General features: G+C 72.5%; 15 protein-coding genes and 1 tRNA gene. 2 read left to right on the forward strand and 14 right to left on the reverse strand.

Annotated features, from left to right (window positions below; genetic code table 11):
* Nucleotides 1-18: 18 nt before the first annotated feature.
* From OG823_RS26070 to OG823_RS26095, 6 genes are all read right to left on the reverse strand, one after another.
* Entirely contained in the window at nt 19-2115 is a 2097-nt protein-coding gene (locus OG823_RS26070) for an AAA family ATPase (RefSeq protein WP_371482301.1), read from the reverse strand.
* On the reverse strand, nt 2112-2828 hold the full coding sequence (locus tag OG823_RS26075) for a DUF4255 domain-containing protein (protein WP_371482303.1): 717 nt from the start codon (nt 2826-2828) through the stop codon (nt 2112-2114). Before OG823_RS26075 ends, OG823_RS26070 begins: the two co-directional genes overlap by 4 nt.
* A complete protein-coding gene (locus tag OG823_RS26080) occupies nt 2825-4060 on the reverse strand; it encodes a zinc ribbon domain-containing protein (RefSeq protein WP_371482304.1) in 1236 nt (411 codons plus the stop codon). Before OG823_RS26080 ends, OG823_RS26075 begins: the two co-directional genes overlap by 4 nt.
* 151 nt (nt 4061-4211) lie before the next feature.
* Complete coding sequence (locus OG823_RS26085; RefSeq protein ID WP_371482305.1) at nt 4212-4763, reverse strand: hypothetical protein; 552 nt, start codon at nt 4761-4763, stop codon at nt 4212-4214.
* Nucleotides 4750-6408: a VWA domain-containing protein gene (locus tag OG823_RS26090; protein WP_371482306.1), complete on the reverse strand. Its 1659-nt coding sequence runs from the start codon at nt 6406-6408 to the stop codon at nt 4750-4752. Before OG823_RS26090 ends, OG823_RS26085 begins: the two co-directional genes overlap by 14 nt.
* A 6-nt stretch (nt 6409-6414) precedes the next feature.
* Nucleotides 6415-7494 (reverse strand): hypothetical protein, encoded by a 1080-nt coding sequence (locus OG823_RS26095; RefSeq protein WP_371482307.1) that lies wholly within the window; start codon nt 7492-7494, stop codon nt 6415-6417.
* Nucleotides 7495-7758: 264 nt separating this feature from the next.
* Here OG823_RS26095 and pyk point away from each other — a divergent pair, with 264 nt between their 5' ends.
* A complete protein-coding gene (pyk, locus tag OG823_RS26100) occupies nt 7759-9186 on the forward strand; it encodes a pyruvate kinase (protein ID WP_371482308.1) in 1428 nt (475 codons plus the stop codon).
* 314 nt (nt 9187-9500) lie between these two features.
* Here the strand turns inward: pyk and OG823_RS26105 are convergent.
* Nucleotides 9501-9574 (reverse strand) — tRNA-Leu (locus OG823_RS26105).
* 69 nt (nt 9575-9643) lie between these two features.
* Between OG823_RS26105 and OG823_RS26110 the strand changes: the two genes are divergently transcribed.
* The gene (locus OG823_RS26110; RefSeq protein WP_371482310.1) at nt 9644-10333 is read left to right on the forward strand and encodes an ANTAR domain-containing response regulator; all 690 of its coding nucleotides are present in this window, start codon (nt 9644-9646) and stop codon (nt 10331-10333) included.
* Between the two features lie 59 nt (nt 10334-10392).
* On the opposite strand, the gene OG823_RS26115 is transcribed toward OG823_RS26110, so the two are convergent.
* The 7 genes from OG823_RS26115 to OG823_RS26145 all read right to left on the reverse strand — a co-directional run bounded on the left by OG823_RS26115 (nt 10393) and on the right by OG823_RS26145 (nt 17482).
* Nucleotides 10393-11109 (reverse strand): ABC transporter ATP-binding protein, encoded by a 717-nt coding sequence (locus OG823_RS26115; protein ID WP_371482312.1) that lies wholly within the window; start codon nt 11107-11109, stop codon nt 10393-10395.
* Complete coding sequence (locus tag OG823_RS26120) at nt 11106-11951, reverse strand: ABC transporter ATP-binding protein (protein WP_371482313.1); 846 nt, start codon at nt 11949-11951, stop codon at nt 11106-11108. Before OG823_RS26120 ends, OG823_RS26115 begins: the two co-directional genes overlap by 4 nt.
* 8 nt (nt 11952-11959) lie before the next feature.
* Nucleotides 11960-13702, reverse strand: coding sequence for a branched-chain amino acid ABC transporter permease (locus tag OG823_RS26125; RefSeq protein ID WP_371482314.1), 1743 nt, complete (start codon nt 13700-13702; stop codon nt 11960-11962).
* A 5-nt stretch (nt 13703-13707) separates the two neighbouring features.
* Nucleotides 13708-14637 (reverse strand): branched-chain amino acid ABC transporter permease, encoded by a 930-nt coding sequence (locus OG823_RS26130; RefSeq protein ID WP_371482315.1) that lies wholly within the window; start codon nt 14635-14637, stop codon nt 13708-13710.
* A gap of 107 nt (nt 14638-14744) precedes the next feature.
* On the reverse strand, nt 14745-15974 hold the full coding sequence (locus tag OG823_RS26135; protein ID WP_371482317.1) for a branched-chain amino acid ABC transporter substrate-binding protein: 1230 nt from the start codon (nt 15972-15974) through the stop codon (nt 14745-14747).
* 287 nt (nt 15975-16261) lie between these two features.
* The gene (locus OG823_RS26140) at nt 16262-16894 is read right to left on the reverse strand and encodes a hypothetical protein (protein ID WP_371482318.1); all 633 of its coding nucleotides are present in this window, start codon (nt 16892-16894) and stop codon (nt 16262-16264) included.
* 120 nt (nt 16895-17014) lie between these two features.
* Complete coding sequence (locus tag OG823_RS26145) at nt 17015-17482, reverse strand: PaaI family thioesterase (protein WP_371482320.1); 468 nt, start codon at nt 17480-17482, stop codon at nt 17015-17017.
* Between the last annotated feature and the right edge of the window lie 40 nt (nt 17483-17522).

Raw genomic sequence — 17522 nt, forward strand, 5'->3', positions numbered from 1 at the left:
CCGGGCCCGCCGACGCGCTCACACCCACGGCCCGAACTCCTCGCTCAGCACCAGCCGTCCCAGCTTGCGGTACTCCCGCCGCACCGCCGCCACCAGATCGGCCATCCCCACCGGCCGCCCCGCCTCCGCCGCCAGGTACGCCGCCGTCACCGCACACGCCCGGATCGAGCCGCCCGCCAGTTCGAAGCGGGCGCAGAAGGCGAGATCCAGGTCCTCGGCGCGGGGCAGGTCCGGGCCCAGGCAGCGGTCCCACAGCGCCTCGCGCTGCACCGCGTCCGGTACCGGGAAGTCCACGATGACGTCGAGCCGCCGGGTGAACGCCTCGTCCAGGTTGGCGCGCAGGTTGGTGGTGAGGACGGCGATGCCGTCGAAGGACTCCATCCGCTGGAGCAGGTACGCGCTCTCCATGTTGGCGTAGCGGTCGTTCGCGTCCTTCACCTCCGAGCGCTTGCCGAAGATCGCGTCCGCCTCGTCGAACAGCAGGATGCCGTTGACGCCGGCCGCCTCGGTGAAGATCCGCTCCAGGTTCTTCTCCGTCTCGCCGACGAACTTGTCCACCACGGTGGAGAGATCGACCACGTAGAGGTCCAGCCCCAGATCGGCCGCCACCACCTCCGCCGACATCGTCTTGCCCGTCCCCGAGTCACCCGCGAACAGCGCCATCACCCCGCGTCCCCGCCCACCGCCGGGCCGCATCCGCCAGCGGCCCAGCACCTGCTCCCGATGCCGGGCGCGCAGGGCCAGTTCGCCGAGCTCACGGCCGGTCGCCTCCGGCAGCACCAGGTCCTGCCAGCCCACGGCCGGCTCCACCCGGCGGGCCAGCCGCTCCAGTCCGGCCGCGTTCTGCCCCCGGACACCCGCGCGCAGGTGCGCGGCCCCGACCGGCGCGCCGCCGTCCAGCAGGGCCTGGCGCCGCGCGCTGCCGGCCGCCCGGCGGATCTGGTCGGGGGTGAGCAGGTACGGCGCCAGCGCGTGCGCGAGATCCAGCTCCGGGTCCACCGGAGAACCCTCCAGGGCGCTCCGGAACACCTCCGCCCGCCCGGCGGGGGCCAGCTGTCCGGCCGTCACCGACAGCGGGCTGTCGTCCGCCCAGAGCGGGTCCCACGCCCCGTGCCCGGTCAGCAGCACCGGCACCGGCAACCGCGCCAACTCACCCAGCAACCGGGCCCGCTCCGGACGCCCGGCCGGCTCCAGCGCCTCCACCGGACCGGCCACCAGAGCGCCGCCCAGCAGCCGGACCTCCCGCGCCACCAGCGGCAACAGCTCCCGCGGGTGCGGCTCGGCTGCCAGTGCGGTCAGATCCAGCCCGATCGCCGGCCGGCCCACCGCCGCCAGCGCGGCGGCGGCCAGCGCCGCGGCCGACCCGCCGGGCCGCTCCCGCAGGTGCACCAGCCGGACCCCGGCCGCCAGCGCCCCGGCCAACTGCTCCGCACCCGCGACCGGCGCGGACACGGCGGGAGTCAGCAGCCCCCGCAGCGCCCGGTCCGCCCGGTCGTCCCCCAGCAGCGCCGAGGTGACCCGGTCCGGGACCCGCAGGGAGCGTCCCAGGAAGGGCCGTTCGCCGTCCTCCACCAGCAGCAGGCCGCCGCCCACCAGCGCGGATCCGTCGGCGAGCAGCGCCCTGGCCGTGGCGTCCAGCGGTGCCAGGCCGAGCAGTTCGAAGGCCCGCGCGACGGTGGCCCGCCGCCGCGTCACGTCGTCGTTCAGATAGCCGTACACCTGCTCGAACCGGGCGTCGGCGTCCGGGAGCAGCGCGATCAGCAGCAGCTCCACGTCCAGCGCCGAGAGCCCGAAGTTCCGCTCCAGCGCCCGCAACGGCAGCACCGCGCCCGCGGCCTGCGCCGCGTCGGCCCAGACCTCCAGCTCGGCCGCCCGCGCCTCCACCGACGCATCCGGCTCCCCGAGCACCCCCGGCCCGCCGAACACCCCCGGCTCCCCGACCACCCCCGGCCCGCGATCCAGCAGCCGCTGCGCCGCCTCCTGCGACAGGAACATCCCCCGGAACGGGTCGTCCGGCTGCGGATCACCGGCACGCCGGCGCTCCACCGCGCGTCGCACCCGCCCTTCGGTCAGCGCCAACCGGCGCTCCAGATGGTCCCTGCCCTGCTCGTTCACCGGCCGATCCCTCCCGGCCGCGACCGGCCGGCCGCCGCCCCGCGCGTCCGGCGCGCGCCCACCTGCGCCGCCGGCCGGGCCGAAGCCGACGGCGCGTCCTCGAACCGGGGCCGGCGCACCTCCGCCGCCGCACCCTCGCCACCGCCCGCGTCCACGACGCTCAGCAACAGCGCGTCCGTCACCAACGCCGCCGGCACGGACCGGGCGCCGGCGATCGGCGCCGACACCAGCAGATTCAGCGAGGGCTTCAACTCCCCGCCCAACGCCGACCAGATGTCCGCCCCGGCCCGGCCCTCGCCCGGCGCCGCCACCGTGTACGGCAGCGGCAGGCCGAGCGCGGCCAGCGTCCCGGACAGCCGGGACGGCTCCAGCCCCGGGCGCCCGATCAGCCCGGCCAGCAGCACCGACAGCAGCCGGTGCTCGTCCTGCGGCCGGGCCGTCCACGCCGTCACCAGGTACGACAGCGTGAACCAGCGCGGCGGCGCGTGCTCGGCCACCAGCTCACCGCGCTCGGCACCCAACTCCCGGCGCCGCCCGGACTCCCGCCGCCCGACGTCCTCCCCGATGTCGTACAGGAACACGTTCACCGTCGGACCGTTGCGCCGGGCCGCCCAGTCCCTGGTCGGCGCGTCGAACAGCACCTCGATGCCGGACGTCCCCAGGATCTCGTCGCGCAACAGGGCGGACAGCGCCTCGTCCACCTCGTGGATCACGAGGAACCCGAGGACGTGCGGCCGAAGAACTCCAGCTCCGCGACCGCCACCTGCTTGCCCGCCGCCACCCCGAACGCGGACCGCAGCACCACCCGCACCTTGGTCACCCGGGCCGCCCGCAGCTTCACCCGCTGCGCGCCGTCACCGGTCAGCTCGACCTGCCGGGTCTCGCTGCGCCCGTCCGCGTCGGTGATCACCAGCTCCACCAGGTGCGGGCGGGCCTGGGCCAGCTGCTGCGCGGCGTCCGCGGACGCCCCCGGTGTGACCAGCAGGTCGAGCAGCCGCACCGGCCGGCCGAAGGAGGCCTCCAGCCACTCACCGGCGCCGTCACCCTCGATCCCGGTGCCCCACCAGGAGTTGGACACCTTGTCGACGGTGAGTTCGGGCCCGTGTCCCTCGTACGACCGCGACGCGGTCATCGTGACCGGGTCGAGGGGCACCCGGGCGGCGAAATGGTCGGTCACCGCGTCCACCGCGGGGCCGGTCCACACCAGCGCCGCCACCAGGACCGCCACCGCGAGCAGGGCGGCCAGTACCAGGCGCACCGTCCGCCCCAGGCCCCGCCGCAGCCGCGGCCGCTGACCCGCCCAGGGGGCCTCACCGCCGTCGCGGGCCCACAGCCGGCGCCACCAGGAGCGTGGCACCGGCGCACGGTCGCCGATGGTGGAGAACTGCGCGCCGCAGCGCCGGCAGAAGTGCCGCTCGGGCGGGTTGGACGTGGCGCACCACGGACAGTCCGTCCCGTCGAACCGCGGCTCGTCGCCCGCGGTGCGGACCCTCGGCCTGGCCTCCTCCGGGCGTCCCGGCAGCACCGGGGCCACCGCCGGGTCCCCGGCCGGCGCGGCCACCGGGCCGGGCACCGGGACGAGCAGCGCGTGGGCCCGCTCGGCCGCCGCCCGCGCCGGCGCTCGGGGTGCGGCGGGGGCCGCGACCGGCGGGAGTTCGGTGGTCTCGGCCTCCGGGGCCGGGACGGGGGCGGTCACGGTCGGGTCGCCCGAGGGCGCGGGCGCGGGCGTAGTCGTGGCGGGGCCGGCGGCCGGGGCCGCCTCCCGGGCCGTCCCGGCGGGCGCCTCGGCCACTGCGCTCGCCGCCACCGCCGCCGGCGCCGGTCCGGGCGCCCAGCTCAGGAACGCCCCGCACTCCTCGCAGAACGTGCGCTCGGGCGACGCCTCCGCACCGCAATCCGCACAGGTGCCTCGGGCCGGACGTGCTGGGGTCTCGCTCGCGCTCACCGGGGTGGATCCTCTCCGGCGCGGCTGGTGCCGCTGCCGGGCCACAGCATCCCCGCGCCCGCGCCGGCCCGACAGGGACGTTCGGCCGCCATCGGGGGCGCCCCGAGCTGCCCCTTCGGGCAGTCACCCCGAGCACCGGGCGGTGCCCGGTCTACCCGAGGCTCGCGGCCATCAGGTCGACCTCGCGCCGCAGGGCCGTCACCGGGTCCTGCGCGAGCGTCGCCCACCGCTCCCAGCTACGCGCCCGAAGGTACCCGTCCAGCGCGATCGGCAGTCGTTCGGTCGCCACCAGGCGGGCCGTCCGCAGGGCGGCGGCGTCCGGTCCGGGCCGTCCCGCCGCGGCCGTCCGCCCCAACGCGGTCAGCAACTCCTCCACCCCGGCCGACCAGGGCAGCTGCACGTCCGCCAGGTGGTCCGCCAGCTCGGCCAGCTCGGCCCGCAGCTCCTCCGACAGCAGCTCCTCGGCCGTCCGCACCGGTCCGGCGACGGCCGGCGCCGACACCGCCGACACCGCCGTGCCGGGCCCCCGGCGGGGGCCGGGCGCCAGCAGCGCCCCGACGCCGTACAGCCCCGCCACCACGGCCGGCCACCAGGGGCCCGCGACCCCCGTGAAGTGGAGCACCAGCCCAGCCGTGCCACCTGCGCAGCCCGCCAGGTTCCGCCCCGACTCCAGGTACCGCCACAGCCCTCTACTGATAGCCACGGATCTCCTCGAACGCCCCCTCCAGCGAGCCCGTCCCGTCGAACAGCTTGCCGCCGGTGAGATCCGCGATCCCCTGCACCTGCCCCTTCGCCGCGTCGCCGAACAGGATCGGGAACACCGGCACCGCCCGCTCGGACGACGGCAGCGCCAGGAAGAACGCCTTGAAGTCGCCGTCCGAGGCCCCCTCGTTGCTCTCCCCGTCCGTCATCAGCACGATCGAGGTGAACCGGTCGTCCTTCGCCGCCGACTGCTGGCGCTCGATCGTCCGGTACGCCTCCTCCAGCGAGCTGTACACCGCCGTGCCGCCGTCCGCCGCCAGCCCCTGCACGTCCTTGTCGATCGACGCCAGCTCCGCCTGCGGGTCCCGCTCCGGCACCGAGTGGGTGCGCGTCCACTTCACCTTCGAGGCGAAGGAGATCAGCGTGACCTCCTCACGATCGCGGAACCGCCGCACCGCCCGGGTGTCGTCCGCCCCGGTCAACCGCGCCATCGCCGCCTTCAGCGAGGCCAGCCGCTCGCCCGACATCGACCCCGAGGTGTCCAGCACGTACACCGTCCGGGAGGGGCGCCGCAGCTCGTTCTGGTACGAGGCGAGCAGCCCGTCGGCCACCGCCTTGCTGCCCGGGAACGGCAGCTCCCGCCGGCGGTCGGCGGGCAGCCCCGCGGCCGGCGCCACCCCCGGCGCGACCGGCCGGCGCAGCGTCAGCTCCGAGATCCGGCGCTGCACGTCGTCCTTGAGCAGGTAGGCCGTCAGTCGCTGGAAGGACTCCCGCTCCCGCTCCCCGGAGGAGGCCAGCAGGGCCAGCGGGTAGTCCGCCGACACCACCCCGTCGGTCGGCCGCACCACGGTCAGCTGCCCGTCGGCCGGCAGTGTGCGGTTCAGCGACAGCAGTACGGACTCGTAGTTGACCAGCGCCCCGATCCGGCCCGGCTCCGCCTTGCCGTACGCCTGGGCCAGCCAGCCGGAGGACCCGGAGGTCAGCTTCTGCCCGGTGAAGAACTGCTTCAGCGAGGGAGCGGCCTTCTGCACGTCCGCGTCGGTCAGCGCCGAGCCGGCCCCCGAGAACGCCGAGGCCACCGCGACCAGCGCCGAGAAACCCGAGTTGGAGCGCGAAGGGTCCGCCATCCCGTACGCGAGCCGCCCCGTCGACGCCGCGTCCCCGATCTGCGCCCAGGTCACCTGTGAGCCGTCGCCCCACCCGAGCTCCGCCAGCACGGAGGACCGCACGCCCACGGCGACCGGGGAGACCATCACGGGCGTCTCGGAGAGCAGTTTCGCCCGGCCGCCGTCGTCCAGCCGCAGATAGTGGTCGGAGGGGAACCAGACCGCGTCGTACCTGCCGTCCGCCCGGCCCGAGGCGACCGCCTCCGCGCCGTCCAGCGAACCCGTCCAGGCGAACTGCACGCTCACCCCGGTGGCCTTCCTGGCCTCCTCCAGGATCGGCGCCATGTCCTGCAGCTCGCTGCCGGCCAGCACCCGCAGCACCCCGGCCTGCGGCGTGGGCGCGACCGCGTCGGTGGGCGCGGGCGCGGGCGCGGCGCCGCCACCTCCCGAGGTGCACCCCGCCACCAGCAGCGCCAGCCCCGCGATCAGGATCCGGCCGGCCGCCATGCTCCGCTTCAGTCCCGCGTTCACCGCAGTCATCCCCCGTCACCGGCCCTTGGCCGCGTCGACCAGCTGGTTCAGAATCGTGAGCGCGGGCACCGGCACCTGCTGCACACCCGCCGCCGTGAGGTCCGGTGCGAACACCGGCCCGGCCCTGCCGGCCACCGCCGCGCCGAAGGCCGCCGGATCGCCCTGCGGGCGGAAGCCGTAACGGGCCTCCAGGGCGCGGAGCGTGGTGTCGTCGCGCAGCAGCGCGGCGACCTTCCAGCCGTTGTCCGTCAACCCGACCAGGGTGTGGTCACTCGAAACGGTGGTGTCCGGGTACAGCACCACCAGATCCCCCGTCGAACGCCCCTGGGACACCAGCGCCGCCACCTGGGACTCGTACACCAGCACCAGCGGACTGCCCACCCCCGACAGGAAGTCCTTGAACGGGCCGTCACTGCTGGTCTTCTGGTCCCCCTGCATGGCCGTCACCTTGCGCAGCACGTCCCGGGTCCGGTCCACCCCCGCGGAGTCGGCCACCACCCGGCCGCCGTTGGCCAGGTACGAGACCGCCGCCAGGTGCAGGGCCCCCGAGGAGGAGGTCCCCGGATCCGTGGTGGTCACGTACAGCGCCCCCGCCAACTCGGCGTGACCGGCGGTGTCCTTCAGCTGCTGCCAGGTCCGGTCCGCCCGGACGGCCGTCAGGTACTGGTCCATCCGCAGCGTCCAGACCCCCGACTCCGCCTTCGCGGCCAGGCCGTTGCCGCGCAGCACCTCCGCCACCGGAGCGTGCGCGATCACCACCAGCGGCGAGTAGAACGGCCGGACCGGCTCACCGGCGATGTTCCGCCTGGCCCGGATCTCCTCGGCCGGCGAGAGCGCGGCGGGGAAGGCGAAGTCGTCGCCGTTCAGTTCCGACCCGGCCATCTGCCAGGACCCGGTGGTGACCGCGTCGATCCGCAGACCGTGCGCCCGGAACGCGGCGACCACCTCCGGATCCGCGAAGAACTCGCGCTTCTCGGAGCCGATCACCCCCTTGACCACGGTCACTCCGTTGTCCGGCTGGGACCGGTGCAGGACCGCGAACACCACCCCGCCCAGCAGCACCAGCGCGGCGAGCACGCTGATCACACGTCTCATGGCGACCGAATCCCCCTCGACCTTCAGTCCAGCCCTCGGAACCGAAGCGTCCCGCCGGGCGGGGAGCGGTGGCCGACGCGGGGGTGAACCAGGGGTGAACAGCCCTTCACGGAACGGCACCAGTGCCCACAGGGCGGGCAACTCGCCCTCACCGGCCCTGAAGTCACGATGTGTCAGATTGTTCAACGAACCTTTCGGCAACGGTCATCCCGCCGCCCGGCGGAACGTCGTTGTTACGCACCGGTAATGCCTACGCTCAGCACTATGCGCCGAGCAAAAATCGTCTGTACTCTCGGGCCCGCCACCGATTCGTACGACCAGATCAAGGCCCTGGTCGTCGCCGGCATGGACATCGCCCGTCTCAACCTGAGCCACGGCTCCCAGAACGAGCACGAGGAACGCTACCGCCGGGTCCGCAAGGCCGCCGACGAGACCGGCCGCAGCGTCGGCATCCTCGCCGACCTTCAAGGCCCGAAGATCCGACTCGAGACCTTCGCCGAAGGCCCTGTACTTCTCGAACGCGGCGACGAGTTCACGATCACCACCGAGGACGTCACCGGCGACCGCGACATCTGCGGCACCACCTACAAGGGGCTCGCCGCCGACGTCTCGCGCGGCGAGCGCATCCTCGTCGACGACGGCAGGGTCTGCCTGGAGGTCACCCGCGTCGACGGCCCCCGCGTCCACTGCACCGTCCTCGAAGGCGGCCTGGTCTCCGACCACAAGGGCCTCAACCTGCCCGGCGTCGCCGTCTCGGTGCCCGCGCTCAGCGACAAGGACGTCGCCGACCTGCGCTGGGCCCTGCGGACCGGAGCCGACCTCATTGCCCTGTCCTTCGTCCGCAGCGGCCAGGACATCGAGGAGGTCCACAAGGTGATGGCGGAGGAGGGCCGCTTCCTCCCCGTGATCGCCAAGATCGAGAAGCCGCAGGCCGTCGAGAACCTCGAATCCATCGTCGACGCCTTCGACGGCATCATGGTGGCGCGCGGAGACCTGGGCGTGGAGATGCCCCTCGAACAGGTCCCGCTCGTCCAGAAGCGCGCCGTCAAGCTGGCCAAGCGCAACGCCAAGCCGGTCATCGTCGCCACCCAGATGCTCGACTCGATGATCAACGCCTCCCGGCCCACCCGGGCCGAGGCCTCCGACGTCGCCAACGCCGTCCTCGACGGCACCGACGCCGTGATGCTCTCCGGTGAGACCTCCGTCGGGAAGTACCCCGTCGCCACCGTCCGCACCATGAGCCGCATCATCGAGGCCGCCGAGGAGGAGGTCCTCGCCGCCGGCCTGCCGCCCCTCACCGCCACCAACAAGCCCCGGACGCAGGGCGGCGCCGTCGCCCGCGCGGCCGCCGAGATCGGCGACTTCCTGAACGCCAAGTACCTCGTCGCCTTCACCCAGAGCGGCGACACCGCGCGCCGCCTCTCCCGCTACCGCTCGCCCATCCCGGTGCTCGCCTTCACCTACGAGCCCGACGTCCGCAGCCAACTCGCCCTCACCTGGGGCATCGAGACCTTCCTCGGCCCCTTCGCCCCGACCACGGACGAGATGGTCGAACAGGTCGACGCCGCCCTGATCGGCCTCGGCCGCTGCCGGAAGGGCGACATCGTCGTCATCACCGCCGGCTCCCCGCCCGGTCTGGCGGGGTCCACCAACCTCGTCCGGGTGCACCACGTCGGGCAGCTCGACAACTGAGCACGGCCACGCGTACCGACCGCGCCGCGGCCCCGCGCCGCGGTCGGTACGCGTGGCCGAGGTGCTCGTCCATCGGGGCGGCCGACGCCCTGCGGGCGGCGGAGACGTGCGCGGCGCCGGCGGGACGGGCCGAGGCCCTGCGGTCCGGGCCCGCGGTGTCGAGGGCGACCGCGCGGCGCCGGGTGGCCATGTCGTCCACGGGGCGAGCCCGTGCGACGGACCGTCGAACGGCGGCCGGAACGCCCACGGCCACTCGAAAAGCTGAAGATCGCCAACTGTTGCTTCAGATGGCGACCTTCGAATTGAAGGAAAAGTACCCCGAGTGGGATTCGAACCCACGCTGGATGGTGTTTGAGACCATTGCCTCTAACCGCTGGGCTACCGGGGCATCACTGAATCAAAGGTTTCCTCTGACCCCTCTGGGTCTCAAACATACCGTGTCTAGGTAGGCTCATGCATGCAGTACCCCGCCGGAACGAGGAGCCCCGTGAGCACCGCCGACGAGCAGCCTGAGCCGCTTGAGACCTATTCGTCCCAGATCACCCGGATTGTCATCGCCGAGGACGAGGCGTTGATCCGCCTCGACCTGAAGGAGATGCTCGAAGAAGAGGGTTACGTCGTCGTCGGCGAGGCCGGGGACGGTGCGACCGCGCTGAAGCTGGTCGAGGAGCTCCGGCCCGACCTGGCCATCCTCGACGTGAAGATGCCCGTCCTGGACGGCCTGTCGGCCGCCGAGCAGATCCACGCGGCGCACCTGGCGCCCGTCCTGATGCTGACCGCGTTCTCGCAGCGCGAGCTGGTGGACCGGGCGCGGGACGCCGGCGCGATGGCGTACATCGTGAAGCCGTTCAGCAAGAGCGACCTGGTGCCCGCGATCGAGATGGCGGTCTCCCGCTACACCGAGATGCGGACGCTGGAGGAGGAGATCGCCGACCTCACCCAGCGCCTGGAGACCCGCAAGCTGGTGGACCGCGCGAAGAGCGTGCTGCAGACCAAGTTCGGGCTGACCGAGCCGGCCGCGTTCCGCTGGATCCAGAAGACCTCGATGGACCGCCGGATGACCATGGCCGCCGTCGCGGAGGCCGTGATCGAGGAGGGCGTCGCGCAGGACAAGAAGAAGGCGGACGAGGCTCCCGCCGAGGGCTAGGACCGCACGGCGAAGGGCCCGACCGCGAGGTCGGGCCCTTCGCCGTTCCGGTCGCCCGGTCAGTCCTCGCCGAGGTAGGCCTTGCGGACGGACTCGTCGTGCAGCAGGTCGCCGCCGGTCCCGGTGAGGACGATCCGGCCGGTCTCCATCACGTACCCCTGGTCGGAGAGCGAGAGCGCCGCCTGGGCGTTCTGCTCGACCAGCAGGATGGTGGTGCCGGAGGTCTTGAGCTCGATGATGGTCGCCATGATCTTCTGCATCATCAGCGGGGAGAGCCCCATCGAGGGCTCGTCCAGCATCAGCAGCTTCGGCCGGGACATCAGCGCCCGCCCCATCGCGAGCATCTGCTGCTCGCCGCCGGAGAGGGTGCCGGCCGCCTGCTTGCGGCGCTCGCCGAGGATCGGGAAGAGCGTGTAGGCGCGCTCGACGTCGGAGGTGATGCCGTCGGCGTCCTTGCGCAGGAAGGCGCCGAGGAGCAGGTTCTCCTCGATGGTCATCCGGGGGAAGATGTGCCGGCCCTCGGGGGAGTGCGCCAGCCCGAGCGCTACGATCCGGTGCGCGGGGACGGTGCTCAGCGGCTGCCCGTCGAAGGTGATCGTCCCGGAGGTCGGCCGGAGCAGCCCGGACAGGGTGCGCAGGGTGGTGGTCTTACCGGCGCCGTTGGTGCCGATGAGCGTGGTGACCTCGCCCTGGTTGACGGTGAAGCTGATGCCCTTGACGGCTTCGATCTTGCCGTAGGAGACGCGGAGGTCCTCGACCTCCAGGAGAGCGGTCACTGGCTGGCCTCCGTGCTTGCGTCCGGGCCGGGCCCGGTGGTTCCTTCGAGCGGTGCGCCGAGGTAGGCGGTGATGACGCGCTCGTCGCTCTGGACGGTCTCGCGGTCGCCCTCGACGATCTTCTGGCCCTGGACCAGCACGGCGGTGCGGTCGCAGAGGTTGAAGATGAAGCGCATGTCGTGCTCGATGACGAGGATCGCGACGCCCTTGTCCCGGATCGCGAAGACGAGCTCCTCGGCGGCGCGGGTCTCCTGGGGGTTCATGCCGGCGGTGGGCTCGTCCAGCAGCAGCAGGCCGGGGTCACTGGCGAGGGCGCGGGCGATCTCCAGCTTGCGCTGCTCGCCGTAGGGCAGATTGCGCGCCAGGTGGTCGGCCTTGGCGGCGAGGCCGGTGAACTCCAGGAGCTCCATGGCCCGGTCGTGGCCCTCGGACTCGGCGCGACGGTAGCCGGGGCCGCGCAGGATGGCGGAGAAGATGCCCTCCTTGGTGCGGCAGTGCCGGCCGACGAGGACGTTCTCCAGGACGGTCATGTTGGCGAAGAGCCGGATGTTCTGGAAGGTGCGGGCGATGCCGGCCTGGGTGACCCGGTGGGGCTTGGGCGGCAGGACCTTGCCCCGGTAGCTGACGGTGCCCTCGGTGGGGACGTACAGGCCGGTGAGGCAGTTGAAGAAGGTGGTCTTGCCGGCGCCGTTGGGCCCGATCAGGCCGATGATCTCACCCTCGTTGACGGTGAGGTCGACGTTGTTGACGGCGGTGAGGCCGCCGAAGCGCATGGTGACGCCCCGGACGTCGAGCAGCGCGGTGCCGACGGGCGCGGGCGCGGGGGCGGTGGTGGTGGTCATCTGGGTTTTCACGCCCCTGCCTTGGTGAGTGCCGAGTCGTCCGGTGAAGCCTGGGCCGGGATGAGCGGCTCGTGGAACTCCAGCTTGTTGCGGCGGTTGGGGATGAGCCCCTCGGGGCGGATCCGCATCAGGATGATGAGCGTGACGCCGAACGCGAGCAACTGGTAGTTGGAGAGGAACTCGAGCTTCTTCGGGACGAGGAAGAGCAGGGTGGCGCCGACCAGGGGCCCGCTGATGGTGCCCATGCCGCCGAGGATGACCGCGGCGAGCAGGAAGGCGGAGTTCGGCGGGAGGGCCTCGGCGAAGGTGTACTGGTCGGGGGTGACGGTGTAGCTGACGTGCGCCTGGACGGTACCGGCCAGGCCGGCCAGGCAGGCGCCGAGGGCGAAGGCGAGCAGCTTGAGGCGGAAGCCGTTGATGCCCATGGCCTCGGCGGCGGTCTCGTCCTCGCGGATGGCGACCCAGGCGCGGCCGATCCGGGAGTTGCCGACGCGGGCGAAGACCAGCACGACGAAGGCGGTGACGATGAGCATCAGCAGGTAGTAGTTGGAGAACCGGCCGAGTTCGACGCCGCCGACGAGGTGCTTCCTGCCCAGGTCGAAGCCGAGGATCTGGAGGTCGGGGATGCGCGGGATGCCGTTGGACCCGTTGGTGAGGTTGGGGCCGGTGGTCCCGTTGAGGTTGTTCATGGTGATGCGGAAGATCTCGCCGAAGCCGAGCGTGACGATGGCGAGGTAGTCGCCGCGCAGTCGCAGGGTCGGGGCGCCGATCAGGACGCCGAACACCATGGAGGCGGCCGCTCCGGTGAGGGCCGCGGCCCAGAAGGGGAACTGGACGTGGATCGGGGAGGCGGGGGAGCCGGAGACCAGGGCCGCGGCGTAGGCGCCGACGCCGAGGAAGGCCACGTAGCCGAGGTCGAGCAGGCCGGCCAGGCCGACGACGATGTTCAGGCCCAGGGCGACGGTCGCGAAGATCAGGATGTTCGCGGCGACCGAGGTGTACTGGTCGCTGGTCTGGGTGAACGGGAAGCCGGCGGCGGCGGCGAAGGCGGCGCCGGTGGCGACCGGGCGGTGCTTGACGGTCAGGGCGCGCAGGCGGTCCAGCAGGCCGGACTTGGCGAGTGCGGCGACGCTGAAGCCGGTCAGCAGCAGGTAGGCGGTGAACAGCTCGCCGTACTCGGTGTCGATGCCGAAGGTGATGGCGAACAGGCCGACCGCGAACGCCGCGATGATCAGCAGCACCTCGACCCAGGAGGGCAGTTCGCGGGGCGGCGCGAGGCGGCGCTCGACCTTGGCCAGGCGCAGTCCGCGTCCGGTGGTGTTGCGCTCCAGCGGGAGGCCGAGCGCGCCCACGACGGTGAGCAGCGAGGTGAGGCCGGCGAGCCAGCCGCCGGGTTCGAGGTTGGCGAGGCCGCCGAGCTCGACCGAGATGGCGATGAGGGAGAACCAGCTGACGGCGGCGGTGCCGAAGGCGGCGTACAGGACGGCGTTGTCACTGCCGGTGGGGCTGAGCCAGCGCAGTCCGGGGACGCGGTGCCCGGCGAGGGTGAGCAGCAGGGTGATCAGGCCGCCGGTGAGGGTGAGCCACTGCAGGCCGGCGGGGGAGCCGTAGTAGGTGAGGTCGCCGGGGAACTCGGAGGTCCAGGTCCAGGCGGTGAGGGCGGTGAGGGCGGTGGCGGCGGCCGCCGCGGCGGTGAAGGGCCGGGCGGCGCGGGCGGGGACGGGGATGACGGGGGTGAGTTCGGTGCTCATGGTGGTCACGCCCTGTCCGCGACGCGCTCGCCGAGCAGCCCCTGGGGCCTGACGAGCAGGACGACGATGAGGAGTACGAACGCCCAGACGTCCTTCCAGGCGCCGCCACCGAAGAGGTGCATGCCGGGGACGTGCTGGATGTAGGCGGTGGCGAGACCTTCGGCGAGGCCGAGGGCGAGGCCGCCGAGCATGGCGCCGTAGATGTTGCCGATGCCGCCGAGGACGGCGGCGGTGAAGGCCTTGAGGCCGAGGATGAAGCCCATCCGGAAGTCGACCTGGCCGGTGCGCAGGCCGTAAGCGACGGCGGCGACGGCGGCGAACGCGGCGCCGATCGCGAAGGCCATCACGATGACCCGGTCGGTGTCGATGCCCATCAGCTTGGCGGTGTCGGGGTCCTGGCTGGTGGCCTGCATGGCGCGCCCGGAGCGGGTGCGGGCGACGAACCAGCCGAGGATGACCATGCAGACGGGTGCGGCGATGATCAGGAAGACGTCGCTGCGCTGGATGGTGACGGAGGCCAGGTGGAAGGGGTCACCGGGGATCTTGGGGAAGACCCGGGCCTTCTTGGCGTCGGGGTAGAACGAGAAGACCAGCTGCTGGAGCACGATCGACAGGCCGATGGCGGTGATCAGCGGTGCGAGCCGGGGGGCGGTGCGCAGCGGCCGGTAGGCGAAGCGCTCGGCGCCGACGGCGACCAGGGTGGAAACCAGGATGCCCGCGATCAGCATGAGGGGCACGGCCAGCCAGAGGGTGGTGCCGCCGGGCAGCACGAGGTAGGCGGTGAGGGCGCCGAAGCCGCCGACCATGAAGATCTCGCCGTGGGCGAAGTTGATGAGCTGGACGATGCCGTAGACCATCGTGTAGCCGATCGCGACGAGGCCGTAGAGGGCTCCGAGGATCAGGCCGTTGGCCAGCTGTTGCGGTAGATCGTGCACCGCTGGGCCTCCGTTGTGCGTGTGTCCGCGTGGGTGGGGGAAGTGGGTGCGCGGGGGCGCTCGTGGCGCCCCCGCGCGGGTGGTTCGGCTGTCGGGACGGTGGGAGGTCAGCCGGCGAAGGTGCCGGACTTCTCCACGGCCCACGCGTTGTCCTTGACGGCGTAGACGGTGAGCTGCTTGTTGGTGGTGTCGCCGTACTCGTCGAAGGAGACCTTGCCGGTCACACCGTCGAAGGAGATCTGCTGGACGGCGTCGACGACCTTCTTGCGGACGTCCGTGGGGACCTTGCCGTTGTTGGCGGCGACGACGGTCTTGACGGCCTGGACGATGGCCCAGGCGCTGTCGTAGGAGTAGCCGCCGTAGGTCTCGTACTTGTCCTTGTAGCCGGCCGCGTTGTAGTCGGCGATGAACTTGGCGGCGGTGGGCAGCTGCTCGACGGGCAGGCCGACGGCGGTGGCCAGGTCGCCCTGGCCCTTGGGGTTGAGCTTGATGAAGTCGCCGCTCTGGATGCCGTCGCCGCCCATCAGCGGGATGTTGACGCCGGCGTCCTTGAGCTGGAGGGAGAGCGGGCCGGCCGCGGGGTACTCGCCGCCGTAGTAGACGGCTTCGGCGCCGGCTGCCTTGACCTTGGTGACGATGGCGTTGAAGTCGCGGTCGTCGGGGTTGACGTGCTCCTCGCCGACGATGGTGCCGCCGAGCTTGGTGAACTCGCCCTTGAAGGTGGCGGCGAGGCCGGCGCCGTAGGTCTTCTGGTCGTCGATGAGGAAGACCTTGGACTTCTTGGCGTCGGTGAACAGGTACTGGGCGGCGAAGGGGCCCTGCACGGCGTCGGTGGTGGCGGTGCGGAAGTAGGACTTGAAGGGGCGGGCCTTGGTGCCGGTGGCCCACTTCTCGCCCTGGCTGAGGGCGACGCCGGTGTTGGCGGGGGAGATCTCGACGAGGTTGGCGTCGTTGAAGATCTGCTGCATCGACTGGGCGACGCTGGAGTTCAGCGGGCCGACGACGCCGATCACGTTGTTGTCGGCAACCAGCTGGGTGGCGTTCTGCTGGCCGGGAGCGGGCTTGGCGGTGTCGTCCAGGGCCTTGATCTGGAACTTGACGCCGGGCACCTCGTTCTTCTCGTTGGCCTGCTTGATGGCGAGGTCGACGGAGTTCTTGATGCCGAGGCCGAGCGCGGAGAGGTCTCCGGTGAGGGGGGCGTCCACGCCGATGGTGACGGTGGTGGATCCCCCGCCTGCGGCGTCGCCGCCCTTCTTCGCGTCGCGGGCGCCGCAGGCGGAGAGGCTGAGCGCTCCGATGACGGCGATGCTCACGACAAGCGCTGAACGATGACGCACGAGGGACTCCTTCGGTCAGGAGGCGCCCCGCCAGAGGTGGCGGGTGCCGGGTCGCGCGCTGAGCCGGGCCCAGTTGGGTGGCGCGGTGACTGGCCGTGACTCTAGATGCCGTTGGGCGGCTCGTGGAGGGGTCCGGGCAGGCTGTGATTCTCTTGTTATGAGCACAGTGATCATCTGTCTCAGAATCCGGTCCGTTCTGGCGCGATCGATCCGTTGCTGCGCAGGGGGCGGCCCGCCCCGGTTCCGATGTAAGGCCCAGAACCGCAGGTGACTACTGGTGTGTTCGACTATCGGTCATCACCGTCCGCCGTGATGGACCCGGACACAGGTGTCCGGATACCGGACGAAGGGTGGGGAAGGCGCAGGTCGGCCGACGGATCGAGCGCATACGCCTCGCCCGGGATTCGATGCGGGGTCTGAATTGCGTCCGTGTTACGCAGCGTTACATCCAGGAAAGGACGTTCCGCATCCGCGGGCGCCGCCGCGCGGTCGGCGGCCGTGTACCGGGTCTTCGGCTCCACCGGCCGCCGCGGTGTCACCGCGGTCGCGGGAGGGTCGGCCGTCCCGTCGGGGAGGGCGGCGTGCGGCCGCCCGATGCCGGTGATCCGGTACGGGTGGCCGCCGGTGCCGGTGCCGGTGCCGGTGCCTGTGCCGGTTCCCGCCGGGGTGCGCGGGGTGGAGCCGCTGCCGGGCCCGGTCGCCTCGCGGACCGCGCCGACGTACGTGAACCGGACGTCCCGCGCGGGGTGCGGAAGCAGGGTTGGCGGTGCGTCGGCCGGTGGGCCGGAGCCGGTCGCCCGGTGTCCCGTACCGGCCGCCGGAAAGGCCGCGAACAGGGCGGGTTGACGCCCCGTCGGCCCGGGGCCGGCCGGGCGGGCAGCACGTCGCGCCCCTCCGTGCTCGCACTCCGTGCCGGACATGCCGCCGCCCCCTCGTCTGGACCAAGGGCCTGCCCGGCGGGGACAGTTGTCAAACGCCTTGATCGAACAAGGGGGCGGAGCACGATCGTTGGTCCGGCGGCCGGTGGGCCGGGAGCCGTCCTACAGGTCGCGCAGCATGCAGGTGAGCCGGCAGCTGGTGATCCGCCGTCCGGTGTCGTCGGTGATCGCGATCTCGTAGGTCGCGGCCGTGCGGCCCTTGAAGACCGCGGTGGCCACGCCGGTGACCGTTCCCGAGGTCGCCGAGCGGTGGTGGGTGGCGTTGAGGTCCACCCCGACCGCGTAGCGGCCGGGCCCGGCGTGCAGCATCGCGCCGATCGAACCGAGCGTCTCGGCCAGCGCCGCCGAGGCGCCGCCGTGCAGCAGGCCGTACGGCTGCTGGTTGCCCTCCACCGGCATGGTGCCGACCACGCGGTCCCCGGAGGCCTCGACGACCTTGATGCCGAGCCGGTCGCCGAGATGGCCGCCGGAGAAGGTGGAGGGGTCGACGCCGAGCTTGGCGAAGTGGTCCAGGACGTCCTGCGGGACGTCCAGGACGGGGGCCGCGTCGGTGGGGGCCGCGTCGGTCATGGGAGCTCCTGCCGGTCAGGGGTCACGTCTTCATGAGCGT

Origin of the sequence: Kitasatospora sp. NBC_00315 (genome assembly GCF_041435095.1) — a bacterium.
Lineage (GTDB): Bacteria > Actinomycetota > Actinomycetes > Streptomycetales > Streptomycetaceae > Kitasatospora.